This is a genomic window from Mycolicibacter heraklionensis, assembly GCF_001021505.1.
Lineage (GTDB): Bacteria > Actinomycetota > Actinomycetes > Mycobacteriales > Mycobacteriaceae > Mycobacterium > Mycobacterium heraklionense.
The window spans coordinates 1-19,847 of record NZ_LDPO01000038.1; the positions used below are offsets into that span (position 1 = coordinate 1).

Genomic DNA, 19,847 nt, shown 5'->3' on the forward strand with positions numbered 1-19,847 from the left:
GGCCTGTTCGGCGGCGCGGGTGGGCCGGGCAGTGCCGCCGGCATCGGCGGCAGCGGTGGCAATGGTGGCAACGGCGCCACCGCCTCCGCAAACAGCTTCAACCTGGTCGGCGGCGGCGCTGTCGGCGGCGTCGGGGGCACCGGCGGCGCCGGCGGCTACGACGGCGCGTCCGGCGGTGCCGGCGGAACCGGTGGCTACGGAGGGGCCGGGTCCTACTTCGGCGGTGGCGGCGGCAACGGCGGCAACGGCGGTGCCGGCGGAACCGGAGTTGGCTCCGACGGCGGAAGAGGCGGCAACGGTGGCGGCGTGGGCACCGGCTTGTGGGGCGGTGACGGCGGCAACGGCGGCAACGGCGGCACCCACGGCGCGTCCGGCGGCAACGGCGGCGACGGCAGCGCCGGTGACGGCGCCGACGGCGGCAACGGCGGCAACGGCGGGCTGGGCAACGGCTCCGACGGGGGCAACGGCGGCAACGCCGGTGCCAATCTGGGCCTCAGCGGCGGCGGCCACGGCGGTCACGGTGGTGACGGCGGAACCGACGGAGCCCGTGGCGGCAACGGCGGAGTCGGCGGTGCAAACAACACCAATAGCGTGAATGCCGGCGGTGGTGGCAACGGCGGCAACGGTGGTTCGGGCGCCGGCGGCTACGGCGGAGCCGGCGGGACCGGCGGCAACTCTATTGGTGCTTGGGGCGGGAACGGCGGCAACGGCGGCAACGGCACCGCAGGGGGCAACGGCGGCAACGGCGGCATCGGCTACTACGGCTACGGTGGCGACGAGTACTACCGCGGCTACGACTACGGCGAAGGCGGCAGCGGTGGCGCCGGCGGCAATGGTGGTTTCGTCGGCCCGAACGGCAGCGGCGGCGGCGGTGCCGGCGGTAATGGAGGTAACGCGACCGGCTACCTCAACGTCGGTGGCAATGGCGGCGCCGGCGGCAACGGCGGCGCCGACGGGACCCCTGGCGCCCCCGGAACCCCCGGCCAGAACCGTCCGTGAACTCTGCGGCGCCGAGGGCCCTCAGGCCAACGTGACCAGTCCCAATTCCGCATCGCCGGACAGCAACGGATGGCACGGCAGCACCCGTACGGTGTAGCCCACCGCCCCGGCGACCGGCAGCCGACTGGTGGTGGAGAAGACTTCCGTGCCGTCCGCGTCGGTGTGCGCATGCGGCATCGCCACGGTGACCGGGTCCATCAGGGTGTCACCGGAATCCACCCGGCCCAGCACCGCCTGCACCACCACCTCGTCCGGCCGCAGCCCGGCCAGGCGCACCGAGGCGGTCAGCGTCAACTCCGACCCCAACCAAGGCGCGTCGGGCAGCCCGGTGCTGTCGACGTCGGTGATCTGGATGTGCGGCCAGGCCGCCTCCGCCCGGCGCCGGTAGTCGGCCAGCTGACGCGCCGCACCGTAAGGCACACCGTCGATCGGCTCGCAGGTGCGCCGCAACGACTGCGCGGCTGGGGCGTAGCACTGCTCCACGTAGTCGTGCACCATCCGCGACGCCAGCACCTTCGGGCCCAGCGTCTGCAGCGTGTGATGAACCATCTCCATCCAGCGCGGCGGCACGCCCCGGTCGTCGCGGTCGTAGAACTTCGGCACCACCGATGACGCCAGCAGGTCGTAGAGCGCCGCGGCTTCCAGATCGTCGCGCCGATTCTCGTCGGCGACCCCGTCCGCGGTGGGAATCGCCCAGCCGTTCTGCCCGTCGAACCACTCGTCCCACCAGCCGTCGCGAATCGACAGGTTCAGCCCGCCGTTGAGCGCGCTCTTCATTCCCGAGGTACCGCAGGCTTCCAGCGGGCGCAGCGGATTGTTCAGCCAGACATCGCATCCGGAGTAGAGTCGCCGCGCCATCGACATGTCGTAGTCGGGCAGGAATGCGATGCGGTGCCGCACCTCGGGGCGGTCGGCGAACCGCACCACCTGCTGAATCAGCGCCTTGCCGTCGTCGTCGGCCGGGTGGGACTTACCGGCGACGATCAGCTGGACGGGGCGCTGCTCATCGAGCAGCAGCTGCTCCAATCGGTCGGGATCACGCAGCATCAGCGTCAACCGCTTGTACGTCGGCACCCGGCGGGCGAAGCCGATGGTCAGCACGTCGGGGTCGAATGCGGTAGCGATCCAGCCCAACTCGGCCTCCGAGGAGCCGCGCTCCAGGCCAGACCGCAGCAGCCGCAACCGGACCTCGTCGACGAGCAGTGCCCGCAGCTGCGAGCGGATAGACCAGAGCGTCAGGGGATCGACCTGCTGCAGACGCTGCCAAGCCGCTGGCTCGCTGAACGAGTCGGGAGCGGCGACGTCACGACTCAGCTGCAGCCACGGGGGCGCCGCCCAACTCGGCGCGTGCACGCCGTTGGTGATCGAGCCGATCGGCACCTCGTCGCCGTCGAACCCGGGCCATAGGTCGTTGAACATGACCCGGCTCACCCGGCCGTGCAGCCGGGAGACGCCGTTGGCGCGCTGCGCCAGCCGCAGGCCCATGTGGGCCATGTTGAACATGCCGGGATCGTGTTCCACGCCCAGTTCCATGATCCGGTCGGTGGGCACCCCGGCGACCAGCGCGTCACCGCTGTCGTCGAAGTAGCGGCGAACCATGTCGGCGGGGAACCGGTCGATTCCGGCCGGGACCGGGGTGTGGGTGGTGAACACCGTCGCCGAACGGACCACGGCCAGCGCGGTGTCGAAATCCAGCCCCCGCTCGGCGATCAGCTCACGGATGCGCTCGACGCCGAGGAAACCCGCATGCCCCTCGTTCATGTGAAAGACCTCGGGAGCGGGGATGCCCTGCAACCGGGTGAACTCGCGGATCGCCCGCACGCCGCCGATCCCCGCCAGGATCTCCTGACGGATCCGGTGCTCCTGGTCGCCGCCGTACAACCGGTCCGTGATCCCCCGCAGCTGGTGCGGATTCTCGCCGATGTCGGAATCCAGCAGCAGCAACGGCACTCGGCCGACCTGCGCCACCCAGATTCGGGCCCGCAACCGACCGGCACCCGGCAATGCCACATCGATCAGCACCGGTCGGCCGTCGGTGTCGACGAGCAGGCGCAACGGCAGCCCCTGCGGATCGAGGGCCGGATAGGTCTCGCGCTGCCAGCCGTCGGCGGTCAGCGCTTGACGGAAGTATCCGGACCGGTAGTACAGCCCCACCGCGATCAACGGCACGCCCAGATCCGACGCCGACTTCAGGTGGTCTCCCGCCAGGATCCCCAGGCCGCCCGAGTAGTTGGGCAGAGCTTCGGCGATCCCGAATTCCATGGAGAAGTAGGCGACCGCGGTCGGCAGCGCCGCCCCACCGTCCTGCTGGTGCTGGTACCACCTCGGACTGGTCAAGTACGCCGTGAGGTCGGCCGACAGCGCGTCGAGACGGGCGGTGAACTCCTGATCGGCGGCCAGCTCCTCGAGCCGCGCGGGACTGACCGCCCCCAGCAGCGCTACCGGGTCACGCCCACACCCGTCCCACAATTCGGGGTCGATGGCGGCGAAGAGCTCCTGAGTCGGTTGCTCCCACGACCAGCGCAGGTTCATAGACAGTTGCTCGAGTGCCAGCAGCCTTTCGGGCAGGTGGGCGCGAACGGTGAACCGGCGGAGGGCCTTCACGCTTGACCACACTACCGGCGACGCGAATCTGCGACTGCCACCTAGACCTGACAATTCGGTTGCGAACATGTTGCGTGATGCCAGGCCCCCGGACGACGGTTACCGTGGGCGCAGAGAGCCCGACGACGAACGGAGTGTGGTGGCTGGCCGAGTCGAGGTCGACGATGTCGAACCGGTCGTCTCGTGCGGCCGCTACCCGGCCAAGGCCGTGGTGGGTGAGACCGTGCCGGTCAAGGCCACGGTCTGGCGCGAAGGCCACGAGGCCGTCGCGGCGACGTTGGTGGTGCGCTACGCCGGGCGCCGCTATCCGCTGCCAGGCGATCCCCCGCCCGCGACCGCGACCGGCTCGGCACTGCATGTGCCCATGCACACCGGGTTCGACGCCTACGTGTTCCACGGCGCCTTCACTCCCGACACCGTCGGCCTGTGGACTTTCCGTGTGGAGGGCTGGGGAGATCCGCTGCAGAGCTGGCGGCACGCCGTGACCGCCAAGCTCGACGCCGGCCTGGCTGCGGCCGAGCTGTCCAACGACCTGTTGATCGGCGCTGCGTTGTTCGACCGTGCCGCGGCCGGGGTGCCGCCCGCACAGCGCGAACCGGTGCTGGCGGCGGCCGCTGCGTTGCGTGCCTCAGGCGACCCGGTGACGCGGGCCGCGCCGGCGCTGTCTGCCGAACTCGACGAGCTGTTGGCCCGCCACCCACTGCGTGAGTTGGTCACCGCCGGTGTCGAACACCAGGTCTGGGTGGATCGGCCGCTGGCACGCCGCGGCGCCTGGTACGAGATGTTCCCGCGCTCCACCGGCGGCTGGGACGCCGAGGGCCGCCCCGTGCACGGCACGTTCGCCACCGCGGCCGCGGCACTGCCCCGGATCGCGGAGATGGGCTTCGACGTGGTGTACCTGCCACCGGTCCACCCCATCGGCCGGGTACACCGCAAGGGCCGCAACAACTCCGCGACCGCCGAACCCGGCGACGTGGGTTCGCCGTGGGCCATCGGCAGCGCCGAGGGCGGCCACGACGCGGTGCATCCGGCACTGGGCGACATCGGCGACTTCGACGACTTCGTCGCCGCGGCCCGCCGGCTCGACCTGGAGGTCGCGCTGGACCTGGCGTTGCAGTGCGCACCGGATCATCCCTGGGCCAACCAGCATCGGGAATGGTTCACCGAGCTGCCCGACGGCACCATCGCCTACGCGGAGAACCCGCCGAAGAAATACCAGGACATCTACCCGCTGAACTTCGACAACGATCCGGCCGGCCTGTACGCCGAGGTGCTGCGGGTGGTCCGGTTCTGGATAGACCACGGGGTGAAGGTCTTTCGAGTCGACAACCCGCACACCAAGCCCCCCGACTTCTGGCTCTGGTTGATCGCCGCCGTCAAGAACATCGATCCCGATGTGCTGTTTCTGTCCGAGGCGTTCACTCCCCCGGCGCGGCAGTACGGTTTGTCCAAGTTGGGCTTCACCCAGTCCTACTCGTACTTCACCTGGCAGACAACGAAATCCGAGCTCACCGAGTTCGGCCGGCTGATCGCCGAACTCGCCGACTTCCGCCGGCCGAATCTGTTCGTCAACACCCCCGACATCCTGCACGCCAGCCTGCAGCACGGCGGCCCCGGGATGTTCGCCATCCGCGCGGTACTGGCGGCGACGCTGGGCCCGGCGTGGGGCGTGTACTCCGGTTTCGAGTTGTTCGAGGACCGTGCAGTACGTGAAGGCAGCGAGGAGTACCTCGATTCGGAGAAGTACGAACTTCGACCCCGCGACTTCGCCGGTGCCGTCGCCGAAGGCCGCTCCCTGGAGCCGTTCATCGCCCGGCTCAACGAGATTCGCCGGCTGCATCCGGCGTTCAACCAACTGCGCACCGTGCACTTCCACCAGGTCGACAACGATGCGCTGCTGGCCTACAGCAAGTTCGACCCGGCCACCGGCGACACCGTGCTGGTGGTGGTCACGCTGAACCCGTTCAGCGCCGAGCAGGCGACGCTGCACTTGGACATGTGGGCGCTGGGAATGCCTGACTACCAACGTTTCTGGGTCCGTGACCAGATCAGCGGTGAGGACTACAACTGGGGCCAGGACAATTATGTGCGCCTGGACCCGGCACGAGCGGTCGCCCACATCGTCACCATGCCGCCGATCAACGCCCAAGCCCGCACCGAGTTGCTGCGCCGCTGATGAGCACGATGACCCGACACCTGGCGCCTCATCCTGCCGACGTGGCCCGGCTGCTTGCCGGTGAACACCACGATCCGCACTCCGTCCTGGGCGCGCACGAGTACGGCAGGACCACCGTCATCCGGGCGCTGCGCCCGCGCGCTCGGCGGGTGGTGGTGCTCGTCGGTACCGAGCGCTTCGTCATGCGCGACCTGGGCTCCGGGTTGTTCGCGGCGGCGTGTCCGTTCACCGACCTCGTCGACTACCGACTGGAGGTGCACTACCCGGAAACGGCCGAATTCGCCGAGCCCACCGGCGTGCACACGACCGCCGATGGATACCGATTTGCGCCGACCCTGGGCGAGTTCGACCTGTATCTGTTCGCCGAGGGGCGCCACGAACGACTCTGGGACGTGATGGGGGCTCATCACCGCACCTTCACCACGCCCGACGGCGAGGTGTCCGGCGTGTCCTTCGCGGTGTGGGCGCCCAACGCCGCCGGGGTGAGTCTGATCGGTGATTTCAACGGCTGGGCCGGTGACGACGCCCCGCTGCGGTCATTGGGCTCGTCGGGCATCTGGGAGCTGTTCTGGCCCGACTTCCCCACCGCCGGCCTCTACAAGTTCCGCATCCACGGGGCCGACGGGGCCGTCACCGAGCGCGCCGATCCGTTCGCCTACGCCACCGAGGTACCGCCGCGCACCGCATCGGTGGTGACGTGCAGCGACTACACCTGGAACGACACCGACTGGATGGCGCAGCGCTGCAAGCGCGATCCGGTGAGCGAGCCGATGAGCACCTACGAGGTCCATCTAGGCTCTTGGCGGCCGGGCCTGAGCTACCGCCAGCTGGCGGTAGAGCTGACCGAATACGTTGTACAGCAGGGCTTCACCCACGTGGAGCTGCTGCCGGTGGCGGAGCATCCGTTCGGCGGCTCTTGGGGATATCAGGTGACGTCGTACTACGCCCCGACCGCGCGCTTCGGCACCCCCGACGACTTCCGGGCGCTGGTCGACGCGCTGCACGGTGCGGGCATCGGCGTCATCGTGGACTGGGTGCCGGCGCACTTCCCCAAGGACGACTGGGCGCTCGGCCGATTCGACGGCACCCCGCTCTACGAGCACTCCGATCCGCGGCGCGGTGAGCAACTCGACTGGGGCACCTACGTATTCGACTTCGGTCGCCCCGAAGTACGCAACTTTCTGGTCGCCAACGCGCTGTACTGGCTGACCGAGTTCCACGTGGACGGGCTGCGGGTGGACGCCGTCGCATCGATGCTCTACCTGGACTATTCGCGCCCGCACGGCGAGTGGACCCCCAACATCCACGGCGGCCGCGAGAATCTGGAGGCGGTGCAGTTCCTGCAGGAGTTGAACGCGACCACCCATCGGGTCGCGCCGGGAATCGTGACCATCGCCGAGGAGTCCACCTCCTGGCCGGGAGTCACCCGGGAGACCAGCCTTGGCGGACTCGGGTTTTCGATGAAGTGGAACATGGGCTGGATGCATGACACGCTGGCCTACCTCGGTCACGATCCGGTGCACCGCAGTTACCACCACCACAACATGACGTTCTCGATGCTGTATGCGTTCAGCGAGAACTACGTGCTGCCGATCAGCCACGACGAGGTGGTGCACGGCAAGGGCACACTGTGGTCCAGGATGCCCGGTGACGACCACCACAAGGCCGCGGGCCTGCGTGCCCTGCTCGCCTACCAGTGGGCGCATCCCGGCAAGCAGTTGCTGTTCATGGGCCAGGAATTCGGTCAGCGCAGCGAGTGGTGCAACGAGCGCGGAGTCGACTGGTTCCAGCTCGACCCCGAGATCGAGCCCGGCGGCTACTCACCCGGCATCCTGCGTCTGGTCAGCGACCTGAACGCTCGCTACCGCGCGCTGCCCGCCTTGTGGACCCAGGACGCCGACCCGCGGGGCTACTCCTGGATCGACGCCAACGACTCGGCCAGCAACGTGCTGAGCTTCCTGCGCTACGGCACCGACGGTTCGGTGCTGGCCTGCGTGTTCAACTTCGCCGGTGTCACCCACGCCGATTACCACCTGGGGTTGCCCCGGGCGGGCCGTTGGCGTGAGGTGCTCAACACCGATGCGGTCGGCTACCGAGGGTCGGGCGAGGGCAACCTGGGCGGGGTCGAGGCCACCGACGATCCGTGGCACGGCCGGCCGGCCTCGGCGGTGCTGGTGTTACCCGCCCTGTCCGCCGTGTGGCTGGCGCCCGAGTAACTCGGGGTCAGTACAGCGCGTTGGCCAGGTTGCGCCGGCCGGCGACGACCTCCGGGTCGGCGGGGTCGAACAGCTCGAACAGCTCCACCAACCGGGTCCGCACCGCGGCCCGCTCGTCACCGGCGGTCCGTCGCACCAATGCGATCAGCCGGTCGAACGCAGCGGTGACGTCCTGGTTGAGGATCTGCACGTCAGCGGCGGCGAAGGCCGCCTCGACGTTGTTCGGGTCGGCGTCGGCCTGTGCCGGCGCATCGGGTTGCCGACCGGTCGCACGTTCCAGGAAGGCGAGCTGGCGCAACGCCCCCTTGGCTTCGGCGTGGTCGGGGTCGGTGTGCAGCAACGCCTGATAGGAGGCTCGGGCCGCGTCGAAGTCACCGGCGTCGAGCTGCTCACGCGCCTGCGCCAGCACCGGGTCCACCTGCTCCGGCTGCTCCGCGTCGCCGCCGCCGGCGAGCTTGCCTGCGGTGGCCGACACCAACGAGTCCACCCAACGGCGCAGCTGGTCGGGCGGCTGGGGCCCCTGAAAGCTGGTGATCGGTTGGCCGGCGGCCAGCGCCACCACGGTCGGCACGGCGTCCACGCCGAACACCTGCGCCACCCGCGGGGCGACGTCGACATTGACGGTGGCCAGCGACCACTTGGCCGCACCGCCGGCGTTGTCCGCCTGGGCCAGCCCGGCGAGGGTGTCGGCCAGCGCAATGCAGGCTTCACTGCGCGGCGACCACAGCAGCACCACCACCGGCACCTGATTGGACCGGACCAGCACCTCGTCTTCGAAGTTGGCCTCGGTGATCTCGGTGGCACCTGGTGGAGCCGAGGCGCTACCGGCGGCGCCGCCGGATTGAGCCGGCTTCTTGAGGCCGGACAGGTCCACTGCTCCGGCCAACGCCGGGCCGATCGGGGGTCGAGGACGCGTCACGCCGTCAAGTCTGTCACGTCGTGCTCGCCGCGCCGCCGACGGCTGTTTTCGCGCCCGACCACCCGACTATGACCAAGATCACACTGTGGCGTCGCCGTGCGGAAACAACCCGCGCCAGCAACCTACGCAACCGTAGGGAAGCCGTTACCCCGCGCGCAGGATGAGCGCGTCGCCCTGGCCACCGGCACCGCACAGCGCGGCCACCGCGTAGCCCGAGCCGCGCCGCTTGAGCTCAAGGGCGGCGTGCAGCGTGATGCGCGCGCCCGACATCCCGATCGGGTGCCCCACGGCGATCGCGCCGCCGTGCACATTGACGACGTCGGGGTTCAGACCCAGCTCCCGGGTCGAGGCCAGCGATACCGCCGCAAAGGCCTCGTTGATCTCCACCACGTCGAGTTGGTCGATCGAGATGCCCTCGCGGGCGATCGCCTTCTTGATGGCGTTGGCCGGCTGGGACTGCAGGGTCGAGTCCGGCCCGGCCACGACACCGTGTGCCCCGATCTCGCACAGCCAGTCCAGACCCAGTTCCTGCGCCTTGGCCTTGCTCATCACCACCACGGCGGCGGCGCCGTCGGAGATCTGCGACGACGAGCCGGCGGTGATGGTGCCGTCCTTGCGGAACGCCGGCTTGAGACCGCCCAGCGACTCTGCGGTGGTGTTGGCCCGGATGCCCTCGTCCTCGGTGAACTCCAACGGATCCCCCTTGCGCTGCGGGATCTTCACCGGCACCACCTCGTCGGCGAAAACGCCGTCTTTCCACGCCGCGGCGGCCTTGCGGTGCGATTCGGCCGCGAACTCGTCCTGCTCTGCGCGGGTGAACTTGTCCTCGTCGTTGCGCTGCTCGGTGAGCGCACCCATCGGCTGGTCGGTGAAGACGTCATGCAGACCGTCGTAGGCGAGGTGGTCGCGTACCGTCACGTCGCCGTACTTGTAGCCCTCACGGCTCTTGAGGAGCAGGTGCGGCGCCTGGGTCATCGACTCCTGGCCGCCGGCCACCACCACGTCGAACTCGCCGGCGCGAATCAGCTGGTCAGCCATGGCGATGGCGTTGATTCCGGACAGACACATCTTGTTGATGGTCAGCGTCGGCACGTCCCAGCCGATGCCCGCACCGACCGCCGCCTGCCGGGCCGGCATCTGGCCGGCGCCCGCGGTGAGCACCTGGCCCATGATCACGTATTGCACCAGCGACGCCGGCACCTGCGCCTTCTCCAGCGCCCCGGCGATGGCGACGGCGCCCAGGTCACTGCCGGAGAAATCCTTCAGCGAACCCATCAGCCGGCCGATCGGGGTCCGAGCCCCAGCAACGATCACCGATGTCGTCATGACTACCTCCCGGGCGGGTATGAGGGGCCGATCTTTCCGGTCGGCGCAGCACGATGTTTGCGCTCAGGTTACCGTTACTCCTATGACGACCGAATCCGTCGCTGACCCTTGTGAGGTGCGCCCCGCCCTGGCCTCGGCCTTGGTGACGGCGATCGATCACGTCGGTATCGCGGTCCCGGACCTGGAAGTGGCCAAGAAGTGGTACCACGACCAGCTCGGGATGATCGTGCTGCACGAAGAGGTCAACGAGGAGCAGGGCATCGTCGAAGCGATGCTTGCGGTGCGCGGCGCCCCGGTCGGCAGCGCCCAGATCCAGTTGATGGCCCCGATCGACGAGTCGTCGACCATCGCGAAGTTCCTGGACAAGCGCGGCCCCGGTCTGCAGCAGCTGGCCTACCGCACCAGCGACATCGACGTGCTGTCCGACCGGTTGCGTGAGCAGGGCATGCGACTGCTCTACGAGGCACCGCGGCGCGGCACGTCGAACTCGCGAATCAACTTCATCCACCCCAAGGACGCCGGTGGGGTCCTGGTCGAGCTGGTCGAGCCGGCCGCGGACGCGGAAGCGCACTGAGCCTCTAGGACCACTTGCGGGTCGGCCCCCGGTTGTCGCGGTTGGCCCAACACGGCGTGTGCCAATGCCGTCGATCATCGCCCGCATGAGCTGGCCACACCACCACATGGGCTATGCCGCAACGAATTTCGTGATCGCACCCCGGACACCGATAGACTTTCACAGCCCGCGAGCCCGCGACCGGTACGACGATGTATTCGTAGCCGTCGGAGCCGGTCTCCACGCGTTGCTGCAGCGGCAGCGGCCATAGCGGCTGTTGCCGACGCGACGGACTGCGGCGACGAGCCATGGTCATCAGGCTAGCGGTCAAGCCAGCGCCGACAGCGCAACCGCCGCGTCGTAGCCGCCGAACCCGTCCAGCTCGCCGTCACGCAGCCGATTCACCCATGCCGGGTCGGCGAGCAGCGCGCGCCCGATGGCGACCACGTCGAACTCCCCGGCGTCGAACTGGTCGACCAGACGGTCGACCGGTGCGGGCGCAATCACCTCGCCACGCCTCTCGCTGCGGAACTGCGTCTCCAACCCGACCGAGCCCACTGCGATCACCGGAACGCCGGTGACTTTCCTGGTCCATCCGGCAAGGCTCAATTCCGGGTCGTGGCCTTCGAACCCGGGCAGATAATGTCTGCGCGTCGAGGGGTGCAGCACGTCCACCCCGGCGTCGACCAGCGGTGTGAGCAGTTCCTGCAACTGTGTCGGGTCGTCGGCGATGGACGCCGCGTAGTCGGTGCCCTTCCACTGGGAGAAGCGGAAGATGATCGGATAGTCCGGGCCGACCGCGGCGCGGACAGCTGCGACCACTTCGGCCGGGAAACGCGTGCGCGCGGCCAGCGATCCGCCGTAGCCGTCGGTACGCCGATTCGTGCGCTCCCAGAAGAATTCGTCGAGCAGGTAGCCGTGAGCGCCGTGGATTTCGACCGCGTCGAAGCCGAGGTCGCGTGCAGTGGCAGCACTGGTGGCGTAAAGCTGTGCGATCTCAGCGAGTTCGTCGGTTCGCAGCGCGCGGCCCCGCGGTTCACCGCGCCCATCGATGCCCGACGGGCCGACGGGTTCCACCCCATCGTCATCGCGGCGCTCAACGCCCTGGTGCCACAGCTGCGCGGCGATCGTCGCTCCCTCAGAGTGGACGCTGTCGACGACACGGGTCCACCCGGCGAGCACCTCGTCGCCGACGAGCGTCGGCACGCTGGCCGGGAATCCTGCTGCCGGGTCGGGCAACCGGATGCCCTCGGTGATGATCAGCCTTACACCGCCCGCAGCGCGCCGTCGGTAGTACTCGGCCACATTGCTCCCGGGAATTCCCTGCGGCGAGGCCTGGCGGGTCATCGGCGCCATGGCGAACCGATTGGGAACGGTCAGCGAGCGGATCGTCAGGGGCTGGAAAAGATCATCGACTGGCATGCGGCCCTGCAACGCACGGCCGCGCGCTTCTATTCCGGCCTGCGCTCAGAACAGCCGGTACTCGTCGCTGTCCATGCCGCGCATCGCGTCATAATCCAGTGTCAGGCAACGGATGCCGCGGTCGGTGGCCAGTGTGCGGGCCTGCGGCTTGATCTGCTGGGCGGCGAACACCCCGCTGACCGGCGCCAGCAGGCTGTCGCGGTTGAGCAGTTCGAGGTAACGCGTGAGCTGTTCCACGCCGTCGATCTCGCCGCGCCGCTTGATCTCCACCGCGACCGCTCGCCCCTGTTCGTCGCGACACAACAGGTCAACCGGACCGATCGCGGTCATGTACTCCCGGCGCACCAGGGAGTAACCCTCGCCGAGCAGTTCGACGTGCTCGGCCAGCAGCGCCTGCAGTTGCGCCTCGACGCCGTCTTTCACCAGCCCGGGGTCGACACCCAGCTCGTGGCTGGAGTCGTGCTCGATCTCCTCGATGGTGATCCGCAGCTGGTCGCCGGTCTTGTTCGCCACCACCCACACCGGCAATTCACCGCCGGTTTCTTCGGTGAGCCGGCATGGTGGACTCATCCAGTTCAGTGGCTTGTAAGCACGGTCGTCGGCGTGCACGCTGACCGAGCCGTCGGCCTTCAACAGCAGCAGTCGCCGGGCAGAGGGCAGGTGCGCGGTGAGCCGGCCGACATAGTCGACGGTGCACTGGGCGATCACGAGTCGCATCCGATCCACCTTAAGGCCCGTGCCGAGCAATTATTCTTACGCCACGATGAAGCCGCCAAAGACGACCGCGCAACGCCTGGGCCGAGTGCTGGAGCTGCTCACCCGTCAGACTGACCGGCTGCCCGAGACGCCCGAATACGGTTCTTGGCTGCTGGGCCGCGTCTCGGAAAGTCAGTACCTGCGCCGGATTCGCATCCAGTTCATCATGACCGTGGTCATCGTGGCGACCAACCTGCTCGGGATCGGTGTGGTCGCGCTGCTGGTGACGGTGGCCTACCCGACGCCCAGCGTGTTCTCCGACGCCCCGGCCTGGCTGACGTTCGGCATCGTTCCGGCCTACGTGGTGACCGCGTTGATCGGCGGCACCTACGGGATCACCCGGCGCACCATCAAAATGTTGCGCTGGGCGATCAAGGAACAACAACCCACCCGCTTGGACGAGCGCAATGCGTTTCTGGCGCCGTGGCGGGTGTCGCAGGTGGTGCTCGCCCTGTGGGGCCTGGCGGCGGTGCTGTTCACGCCGCTGTACGGGATACACAACAGCGTCTTCATTCCGATCGTGGCCTTCACCGTGAGCGTCTGCGGCATCCAGGTTGCCACCGCCTGTTACCTGTGCACCGAATTCGCGCTGCGGCCCGTTGCCGCACAAGCACTCGCCGCGGGCAGGCCGCCGCGGCGGTTCGTGTCGGGCATCATGGGCCGAACCATGATGGTCTGGCTACTCACCTCGGGTGTGCCGGTTCTGGGCATCGCGCTGACAGCGCTGTTCGCCCTGGTGTTGAAGAACCTCACCGAGACCCAGTTCGGCATCGCCGTACTGATCGTTTCGACTGCCACCCTGATCTTCGGGTTCCTGCTGATGTGGATTCTGTCCTGGCTCACCACGGCGCCGGTGCGGGTGGTGCGCGCTGCGCTCAAACGTGTCGAACAGGGCAATCTGCAGGGCGATCTGGTGGTGTTCGACGGCACCGAACTCGGTGAGCTGCAAAGTGGTTTCAACGCGATGGTGCACGGGCTGCGGGAGCGCGAACGGGTGCGTGACCTGTTCGGCCGCCACGTCGGGCGTGAGGTGGCGGCCGCCGCCGAACGCGACAAGATCCAGCTCGGTGGCGAAGAACGCCACGTCGCAGTCCTTTTCGTCGACATCGTCGGCTCGACGCAAATCGTGACCGCCAAGCCGGCGACCGAGGTCGTCACCCTGCTGAACCGATTTTTCGCCGTCGTCGTCGACGAAGTCGACCGCCACCGGGGCCTGATCAACAAGTTCGAGGGTGACGCCACCCTGGCGATCTTCGGCGCCCCGAATCACCTCGACCAGCCCGAGGACGAAGCGTTGGCCGCAGCCCGGGGCATTCTGTACCGCCTGGCCAACGAGGTGCCCGAGATCCGGGCGGGAATCGGTGTGGCGGCCGGCCAGGTCGTCGCCGGAAACGTCGGCGCCAAAGAACGTTTCGAATACACCGTGATCGGCGAGCCGGTCAATGAGGCCGCCCGGTTATGCGAGTTGGCCAAAACCCAACCGCTGCCGCTGCTGACGACGGCCAAAACCATGTACGCGGCCAGCATCAGCGAGCAAGCCCATTGGGTGGTGGGTGACTCGATCGTGCTGCGCGGCTACGAACTGCCCACCGTGCTGGCCAGCCCGCTGTAGCCTCGGGCTACTCCCCCACCCACGTCTCGGTCGCCGCCAGCGCATCCTCGACCGTGGCGAACACCAGCCCGGCGTAGGCCGCTGGGTCGGGCGTCACCGATCCGCTGGGGTCGACGAGCAGACCCTGCTTGCCCAGATCCCGCAACTCGTCGGACAGCCCGGCGAGCAGGGCACGCGCCGGTTCGCTGATCGTGTGCAGCCGCGACACGTCGAGGATCGCGGTGTCGAACTCGCCACAGTCGCGGGTCGCGGTGCGGGCCACCTGTTCGGCCCCGGCGAACAGCAGGTCGCCGTGCACCTCGTAGACACGAACTCCGGGGCGCGGGGTGTACACCCCGCGAATGGCCGCATGAGCCTCACTGCTCACCGTCAGGAAGTGCAGTCCGAGCTGTTGGGAAAGACTGCGGCACACCAGCATTCCACGCACGCTGTTGCCTTTGGCGTCGATCCGCGGCGAATAGACGCCGATGCCCAGCTGGCCGGGCAGCACCGCCACGATGCCACCGGCCACACCGCTCTTGGCCGGCATCCCGACCGCACTGACCCACGCGCCGGCGGCGTCGTACATGCCGCAGGTCACCATGACCGACAGCGTGCGCCGCACCACCGCGGCATCGGTCACCTGCCGCCCGGTCAACGGGTTGAGGCCGCCGCGGGCCAGCGTCGCCGCCATCCGGGCCAGGTCGATGCTGGTGACTTTCAGCGAACACTGGCGGATGTAGAGGTCCAAGGCCTCGTCGGGGTCGGCCCCAAGCGCGCCGAAACTCTCCAGCAGGTAAGCGATCCCGCGGTTGCGGCTGCCGCTGGCCCGCTCGGACTCGTACACGGCCTCGTCGAAGTCCAGGCTGCGTCCGGCGCAGGCGCTGAAGAACTCGCGGACCAGACCGAACCGCTCCTCGACGGTTTTCCCCGGGATCAAGGAGCAGGCCACGATCGCACCCGCATTGATCATCGGGTTCTTCGGGACATTGGTGACCTGATCGACGCTGATCTTGTTGAAGCCCTCACCCGAGGGCTCCACACCGATCCGCGCGTCGACATCCGCTTGCCCCAGCTGATCGAGGGCGAGCGCGTAGGTGAACGGCTTGGAGATCGACTGCATCGTGAATTGCACCTCGGCGTCGCCGGATTCGTAGACGTAGCCGTCCGACGATGACAACGCCAAACCGAATCCCGCGGGATCGACCTCCGCCAGTTCCGGGATGTAGCTCGCCAAGGACCCGTGGTTCGCCCCGGCGTGCTCGGCAAGGATCCCGTCCAAGTACCGCTGTACCAGTGCCGCCACGCACCGATGCTAGCCCGCGCCAACGGCCCGGCACTGTCGTGTCGCTTTTCCGCTAGTGTCGTCGGCCGGCGCGTGTCATGGTTGAAACGTGCATGACGACTTCGACCGCTGCTACCGCGCCGTGAAGTCGAAAGACGCCCGCTTCGACGGCTGGTTCATCACCGCGGTGCTCACGACACGGATCTACTGCCGGCCCAGCTGCCCGGCACGCCCGCCGCTGCCGCGGAATGTGGAGTTCTACCCCACCGCGGCCGCGGCTCAGCGGGCCGGTTTCCGCGCCTGTCAGCGTTGCCGCCCCGACGCCGCACCGGGTTCTCCGGAGTGGAACATCCGTGGCGACGTCGTGGGGCGGGCCATGCGCCTGATCGCCGACGGCACGGTCGATCGGGAGGGCGTGAGCGGACTTGCCAGTCACCTCGGCTATTCCGCCCGCCAGTTGCAGCGATTGCTGCAGGCCGAGGTGGGTGCGGGCCCGCTGGCCCTGTCCCGCGCACAGCGCACGCAGACCGCCCGCGTCCTGATCGAGACCACGGACCTGCCCTTGGGCGATGTCGCATTCGCCGCCGGATTCGCCAGCATCCGGCAGTTCAACGACACCATCCGCGCCGTGTGTGCCACGACGCCGACCGTGCTGCGCAGCAACGCCGCCGCACGCTCAGGAGCCCGCCCCGGCCGCGACTCCCCCGGTCCGGGTGCGCTGTCGCTGCGCCTTCCGGTGCGCACCCCGTTCGCGTTCGAGGGCGTGTTCGGGCACCTGGCGGCGTGCGCGGTGCCGGGCTGCGAAGAGGTACGCGACGGCGCGTACCGGCGCACCCTGCGCCTGCCGCACGGCAACGGAGTTGCCAGCCTGCGCCCGGCCCCCGACCATGTCCGATGCCGACTCGTGCTCGACGACTTCCGCGATCTCACCGCCGCGATCACCCGCTGCCGACGACTGCTGGACCTCGACGCTGACCCGGAAGCCGTCGTCGAGGCCCTCACCGCCGACCCCGACCTGGCACCGCTGGTGACCAAGGCGCCGGGACAACGCATTCCACGGACCGTCGACGAAGCCGAGCTCGCGGTGCGGGCGGTGCTCAGCCAGCAGGTGTCGACCAAGGCAGCGCGCACCCATACGCATCGGCTGGTGGCGGCACACGGGCAACCGCTCGACGATCCGGACGGCGGGCTCACTCATGTCTTTCCCTCGGTGGAACGACTCGCCGACATCGATCCCGATCAGCTCGCCCTCCCCCAAACCCGCCGGCGAACGCTGCTCACCCTGGTCGCGCGGCTGGCCGACGGCACCCTCGGCCTGAGTGCCGGCTGCGACTGGGAGCGGGCTCGGCACGACCTGATGGCGCTGCCGGGAGTCGGGGCCTGGACCGCCGAGGTGATCGCCATGCGCGGGCTGGGTGACCCCGACGCGTTTCCCGTCACCGACCTCGGGGTGCAGGTAGCGGCCCGCCGCCACGGCCTGCCCGACAACCCGCAGACCCTGATCCAACGCAGTGCTCGCTGGCGGCCGTGGCGCTCCTATGCCACCCAACATCTCTGGGCCAGCCTCGATCACGCCGTGAACGACTGGCCCCCGGCATCGAAGGAGATCGCATGACCACTCAGCGCATCATCGACAGCCCCATCGGGCCGCTCACCCTGGCAGGCAAAGACGGCAAGCTCAGTCATCTGCTGATGCTCGATCATTCGCACGCCCCCAGCCGGACTGGCTGGACACGCGACGACACCGCGTTTCCGGATGTGGTGGAGCAACTCGCGGCATACTTCGCCGGCGACCTCACCGAGTTCGACCTGACCTATGAGATGGCCGGCACTGACTTTCAACGCCGAGTGTGGGCCGCCCTGTTGACCATCCCGTACGGCCAGACCCGCTCCTACGGACAGCTGGCCAGCCAGATCGGGTCGCCGACGGCCTCCCGGGCCGTCGGGTTGGCCAACGGCCGCAACCCGATCTCGATCATCGTCCCGTGCCACCGTGTCATCGGCAGCAACGGCAGCCTGACCGGTTACGGCGGCGGTATCGACCGCAAGCGGGCACTGCTGGATCTGGAGCGACAGCGAAGCCAAGCCACCCTGTTCGGTTGAGGGCGCTTAGTCCGGCATCGGGTATTCGGTGGTGTCGGTGAAGCCTTCGAAGAAGGTGACGAGACCCGTCAGGGCCTCCTCCAGCGTCGGGGTCGGCGAGTCGATGGCACCCACGATGTAGCCCTCTTGAATGAGGCCGGCCAGCGACGGGTGCTCCACGAGCGGGATGATCTGATACGTCGTGGGGTCCAGCAAACTTGCGATGGCGTTGCTGATCCCCTGTTGGACGCCATTGCCGAGGGCGGCCAACAAGTCACCGAAGTCGATGTTGGTTGGGAAGAGCCCCGAACCGGCCGCTGAATCGACGTCTCCCGGCGGCCAACCGTGATCGATGTTGCCGTAGCCGAGGTTCACCAGGATCCGTGTGACGGGTTCCAACAGCTCATAAAGGGGCTGTCCGAGAATCGGGATCAACTGCAGCGGAGCCAACAGCGGCAGCAGCTCCGAGGGAATCATGTAATAGGAGTTCAGCGAGTCAGGGTCCGAGGTCGGCAGTTCGATAGCAGACGCGACCTGTTCGGGCGTCGCGCTCAACAGCACCGAATGTCCGTAGATAAAGCCCAAGATGGAGTTCAGGTCCGACAGCGGATTGAAATACGTCGGCCGAAAGGCCACCGGGTCGTATTCATAGTTGTAGACGTCGGTGTGATACAGGTCGGTGGGGATGCCGCTGGTGCCCGGCGACCCGATCAGTACGAACCGCACCAGATCGTCGGACACACCCTCGTCGGCGAGTCTCTCCATCAGGCCTACGGAGATCGCGGAACTCTGCGAGTAGCCGAAGACAACGACGGGGTGCTCGGCGTCCACCTCGCCGCCGTTGATCTGCTCCATGACCGCGTTGTAGAGGATCTGCCCACCTACCGCCTGCGAGGTCGAACTGACGTTCTCCGGCGTCCAGAGGGACACCAGCTCGCCGCCGAATCCGTGCGGCTGCAGGTACAGCTCGTTGACAGCATCGAGGTATCGCTCCGACGGTTGCGGCATGCCGGTTCCGCCCATCAGGAAAGCGATGCCGTCACCAAGCGACGTCCCGTTACCCGTCAGCGAGACCGCCGTCGCCAGTGCGGGCGGCACCGACGATGCCACCGGTACGCCGGCGAAGAAGCTGGCAGCAGCGACGCTCACGACAAGCGGTAGGCAAGTGTTAACGCGCACGCGGATCCTCCTGTTAAGTTCCTTAGCTGCTGCTTAACGTTATAGTCGGGCGGCGAATCCTGCAACAGCAGCTCCCGTCCGCCGCGTCCGGCATCCCTGCAGACCATTGCAAGGGGAATCCCCGTATCTCCAGCGCCGGAGCAAACCTAATATCGACGACAAAGAGGCACCATCCCGGGCGAGGAGGCGAAATACGACATGGCAACAATCCGGCTTGCGGCTTTCGTTGCGTTGACAGCGAGCTTCGCCGTAGGCCTAGCGGCGCCGGCGTCAGCCGACCTGGTTGACGGGACCTACCAGCGGTCGGGAGACGGCCCTGCGGGGTCCATGTTCTCCGAGGCGACCGTGACGGTCACTTCCTGCGGCCCTGGCTGTAAAAACCTTGCCGGGAGCGTGCGAGGCGATGAGGTCGTGCAAATGCACTTGGAAGGCAATACCTGGACCAGTACCGACAGCACCCACACGGTGCTGACCATCGATAACGATTCCCTGACGGGTACTGAAACCAGCCCTTTCTTGCGTAACGCCGTGAACTCCCGCTACGTCAAGATCGATTAGTCACCGACCATTCTTGCCGCGGGCAGTGGGCAATATGGAAACGCCCCCCGATTTGGCGGTTTCTAGGGGTCGTTGCAACACTGCTGGTTAGTTGGCCAGTAGTAGATCACGCAAGCGCTCGGCTGGGGTTTCCCAGCCGAGCGTTTTGCGTGGGCGGCCGTTGAGTTCCTGGGCGACGTGT

15 protein-coding genes and 1 pseudogene are annotated in these 19,847 nt (G+C 68.1%); 8 read left to right on the top strand and 8 right to left on the bottom strand.

From position 1 onward, the window contains the following. A pseudogene (locus tag ABW16_RS26980) lies at positions 1-999 on the top strand (hypothetical protein); the annotation flags it as partial. 21 nt (positions 1,000-1,020) lie between these two features. Here the strand turns inward: ABW16_RS26980 and glgP are convergent. Next, positions 1,021-3,603 carry an alpha-glucan family phosphorylase gene (gene glgP / locus ABW16_RS23055; protein ID WP_047321535.1) on the bottom strand — a complete coding sequence of 861 codons (2,583 nt, stop codon included), beginning with the start codon at positions 3,601-3,603 and terminating at the stop codon, positions 1,021-1,023. 139 nt (positions 3,604-3,742) lie between these two features. On the opposite strand from glgP, the gene ABW16_RS23060 reads away from it, so the two are divergent. Together ABW16_RS23060 and glgB are read left to right on the top strand one after the other, a co-directional pair. Continuing rightward, on the top strand, positions 3,743-5,779 hold the full coding sequence (locus ABW16_RS23060) for an alpha-1,4-glucan--maltose-1-phosphate maltosyltransferase (RefSeq protein WP_047321545.1): 2,037 nt from the start codon (positions 3,743-3,745) through the stop codon (positions 5,777-5,779). Continuing rightward, on the top strand, positions 5,779-7,995 hold the full coding sequence (gene glgB, locus ABW16_RS23065) for a 1,4-alpha-glucan branching protein GlgB (RefSeq protein ID WP_047321536.1): 2,217 nt from the start codon (positions 5,779-5,781) through the stop codon (positions 7,993-7,995). Before ABW16_RS23060 ends, glgB begins: the two co-directional genes overlap by 1 nt. 7 nt (positions 7,996-8,002) lie before the next feature. On the opposite strand, the gene ABW16_RS23070 is transcribed toward glgB, so the two are convergent. Continuing rightward, a complete protein-coding gene (locus tag ABW16_RS23070) occupies positions 8,003-8,914 on the bottom strand; it encodes a tetratricopeptide repeat protein (protein ID WP_047321537.1) in 912 nt (303 codons plus the stop codon). Between the two features lie 144 nt (positions 8,915-9,058). After that, positions 9,059-10,240, bottom strand: a complete 1,182-nt coding sequence (locus tag ABW16_RS23075; protein WP_047321538.1) for an acetyl-CoA C-acetyltransferase — start codon at positions 10,238-10,240, stop codon at positions 9,059-9,061. Between the two features lie 82 nt (positions 10,241-10,322). Between ABW16_RS23075 and mce the strand changes: the two genes are divergently transcribed. After that, on the top strand, positions 10,323-10,814 hold the full coding sequence (gene mce / locus ABW16_RS23080; protein WP_047321539.1) for a methylmalonyl-CoA epimerase: 492 nt from the start codon (positions 10,323-10,325) through the stop codon (positions 10,812-10,814). 4 nt (positions 10,815-10,818) lie between these two features. Here the strand turns inward: mce and ABW16_RS27610 are convergent, their stop codons facing one another. From ABW16_RS27610 to nucS, 3 genes are read right to left on the bottom strand one after another with little or no spacing between them, the layout of a single operon-like run. Then, the gene (locus tag ABW16_RS27610; protein WP_082134299.1) at positions 10,819-11,103 is read right to left on the bottom strand and encodes a hypothetical protein; all 285 of its coding nucleotides are present in this window, start codon (positions 11,101-11,103) and stop codon (positions 10,819-10,821) included. A gap of 17 nt (positions 11,104-11,120) precedes the next feature. After that, on the bottom strand, positions 11,121-12,215 hold the full coding sequence (locus tag ABW16_RS23085) for an NADH:flavin oxidoreductase (protein ID WP_047321540.1): 1,095 nt from the start codon (positions 12,213-12,215) through the stop codon (positions 11,121-11,123). A gap of 45 nt (positions 12,216-12,260) precedes the next feature. Then, on the bottom strand, positions 12,261-12,932 hold the full coding sequence (gene nucS / locus ABW16_RS23090; protein ID WP_047321541.1) for an endonuclease NucS: 672 nt from the start codon (positions 12,930-12,932) through the stop codon (positions 12,261-12,263). 46 nt (positions 12,933-12,978) lie between these two features. Between nucS and ABW16_RS23095 the strand changes: the two genes are divergently transcribed. Continuing rightward, positions 12,979-14,583 (top strand): adenylate/guanylate cyclase domain-containing protein, encoded by a 1,605-nt coding sequence (locus tag ABW16_RS23095; RefSeq protein ID WP_047321546.1) that lies wholly within the window; start codon positions 12,979-12,981, stop codon positions 14,581-14,583. 7 nt (positions 14,584-14,590) lie between these two features. On the opposite strand, the gene glsA is transcribed toward ABW16_RS23095, so the two are convergent. Then, the gene (gene glsA / locus ABW16_RS23100) at positions 14,591-15,868 is read right to left on the bottom strand and encodes a glutaminase A (RefSeq protein WP_047321542.1); all 1,278 of its coding nucleotides are present in this window, start codon (positions 15,866-15,868) and stop codon (positions 14,591-14,593) included. A gap of 88 nt (positions 15,869-15,956) precedes the next feature. Here glsA and ABW16_RS23105 point away from each other — a divergent pair, with 88 nt between their 5' ends. Both ABW16_RS23105 and ABW16_RS23110 read left to right on the top strand, forming a co-directional pair. Then, positions 15,957-17,462 (top strand): DNA-3-methyladenine glycosylase 2 family protein, encoded by a 1,506-nt coding sequence (locus tag ABW16_RS23105; RefSeq protein ID WP_047321543.1) that lies wholly within the window; start codon positions 15,957-15,959, stop codon positions 17,460-17,462. Beyond that, on the top strand, positions 17,459-17,950 hold the full coding sequence (locus ABW16_RS23110; protein WP_047321544.1) for a methylated-DNA--[protein]-cysteine S-methyltransferase: 492 nt from the start codon (positions 17,459-17,461) through the stop codon (positions 17,948-17,950). The genes ABW16_RS23105 and ABW16_RS23110 overlap by 4 nt, the downstream gene beginning before the upstream one ends. Before the next feature lie 6 nt (positions 17,951-17,956). Here the strand turns inward: ABW16_RS23110 and ABW16_RS23115 are convergent, their stop codons facing one another. Continuing rightward, positions 17,957-19,078: a PE-PPE domain-containing protein gene (locus ABW16_RS23115; protein WP_233424859.1), complete on the bottom strand. Its 1,122-nt coding sequence runs from the start codon at positions 19,076-19,078 to the stop codon at positions 17,957-17,959. A gap of 228 nt (positions 19,079-19,306) precedes the next feature. Here ABW16_RS23115 and ABW16_RS26285 point away from each other — a divergent pair, with 228 nt between their 5' ends. Beyond that, positions 19,307-19,666, top strand: coding sequence for a hypothetical protein (locus tag ABW16_RS26285; protein ID WP_131721559.1), 360 nt, complete (start codon positions 19,307-19,309; stop codon positions 19,664-19,666). The last annotated feature ends 181 nt before the right edge of the window (positions 19,667-19,847 follow it).

Excerpts from the sequence above, each read along its gene's own strand:
- glgB (WP_047321536.1), top strand. The coding sequence starts at position 5,779 with ATGAGCACGATGACCCGACACCTGGCGCCTCATCCTGCCGACGTGGCC.
- ABW16_RS23075 (WP_047321538.1), bottom strand. The coding sequence starts at position 10,240 with ATGACGACATCGGTGATCGTTGCTGGGGCTCGGACCCCGATCGGCCGG.
- mce (WP_047321539.1), top strand. The coding sequence starts at position 10,323 with ATGACGACCGAATCCGTCGCTGACCCTTGTGAGGTGCGCCCCGCCCTG.
- ABW16_RS27610 (WP_082134299.1), bottom strand. The coding sequence starts at position 11,103 with ATGGCTCGTCGCCGCAGTCCGTCGCGTCGGCAACAGCCGCTATGGCCG.
- ABW16_RS23085 (WP_047321540.1), bottom strand. The coding sequence starts at position 12,215 with ATGCCAGTCGATGATCTTTTCCAGCCCCTGACGATCCGCTCGCTGACC.
- nucS (WP_047321541.1), bottom strand. The coding sequence starts at position 12,932 with ATGCGACTCGTGATCGCCCAGTGCACCGTCGACTATGTCGGCCGGCTC.
- ABW16_RS23095 (WP_047321546.1), top strand. The coding sequence starts at position 12,979 with ATGAAGCCGCCAAAGACGACCGCGCAACGCCTGGGCCGAGTGCTGGAG.
- ABW16_RS23110 (WP_047321544.1), top strand. The coding sequence starts at position 17,459 with ATGACCACTCAGCGCATCATCGACAGCCCCATCGGGCCGCTCACCCTG.
- ABW16_RS26285 (WP_131721559.1), top strand. The coding sequence starts at position 19,307 with ATGGCAACAATCCGGCTTGCGGCTTTCGTTGCGTTGACAGCGAGCTTC.